This is a genomic window from Oerskovia gallyi (genome assembly GCF_014836745.1).
In the GTDB taxonomy this organism is placed as follows: Bacteria; Actinomycetota; Actinomycetes; order Actinomycetales; family Cellulomonadaceae; genus Oerskovia; species Oerskovia paurometabola.
Genome location: NZ_JACSQE010000030.1, coordinates 1 through 1,046, shown reverse-complemented (window position 1 = coordinate 1,046; position 1,046 = coordinate 1). Strand labels below are relative to the sequence as shown.

2 protein-coding genes are annotated in these 1,046 nt (G+C 69.6%); both read left to right on the top strand.

Going from position 1 to position 1,046, the window contains the following annotated elements; all coding sequences use genetic code 11:
* Positions 1–382: hypothetical protein (locus tag H9640_RS18875; RefSeq protein ID WP_225227488.1), on the top strand; the 382-nt coding region annotated here is incomplete at its 5' end.
* Between the two features lie 279 nt (positions 383–661).
* Positions 662–1,046, top strand: a 385-nt coding sequence (locus H9640_RS18870; protein ID WP_191792311.1) for a hypothetical protein, incomplete at its 3' end; no start/stop codon positions are given.

The window sequence follows — 1,046 nt, the reverse complement described above, 5'->3', positions numbered from 1 at the left end:
AGATCTTCGGGCCACAGCGGGCGCCATGACGAAGGTCATCGAGGAGGCTGACGCGCGACAGATCGACCTCGGCGTCACGATCGTTCATCAGCGCGGTCGCATCGCACTGGAGAAGGAGCCGATCGACGTCCATCAGGACGCCGTCGACCTGTTCGAGTCGATAGGTCAGGACGACCGCGTCGTCCGCGTCAACGTCGTGTACGCCACCAACCGTCAGACGCCGGCCCGGACGGTCGCCGACGTCCTGACCGTCAGCGTCTGCCTCGACGGCCCACGGGAGCTGGAAGCGTTCCTCGAGGACTGGATTCCCTTCATGGATTCCAGGGGAATCCCGCGGGAGAGCTTCGACGTCTTTACCGAGTGCCGCCCAGCGCACACGTGAGACGGGTGGTTCGGTCTGAGACGGGTTGCTGGGGACGCGACCCAGCAACCCGTCTCGGACCGAACCACCCGCCTCGCCCCCGCGAGTGGCAGGCGCGCCGCGACCGGCGGCTGACCAGGTGGCGTAGATCCGGTGCAGAACCCGGTGGTGGTCCCGCCCTGGCACCTGCGGGCCGGGCTTCCTTGCAACAATCGGCGCGTGCCCCCTCGATCCCGGGAGTCTTCCCCGCAGACCGCACCCCGTGCGACACCACCCACGCGGCGTCGACGGACGGTCGCCGTGATCCTCTGCGCAGCGCTGCTCGTCGTCGCCGTGCCGACCGCGCGCGGGGAGTACCTCCGCCCGGGGTGGTTCTACGACCACGTCGGCACCAGAGCGGCGAGCCTCGACGTGTTCGCAGAGCCGGGCGTGACCATGGTCGAGCGCCGGTTCGCCGGGGACGTCGCGCGACGAGCGGCCCAGATGCCAGGAACTGCGCGGGTCACCTGGCCTGATGTCCATGCACCGGGTGGCTGGGCCGTCCCGGAGCTGAGGGGCGGGCCCACACGGGCCCAGTTCTCGCTCGTGCTGGCTGACGACCGGCAGGGAGATCTTCGGGCCACAGCGGGCGCCATGACGAAGGTCATCGAGGAGGCTGACGCGCGACAGATCGACCTCGGCGTCA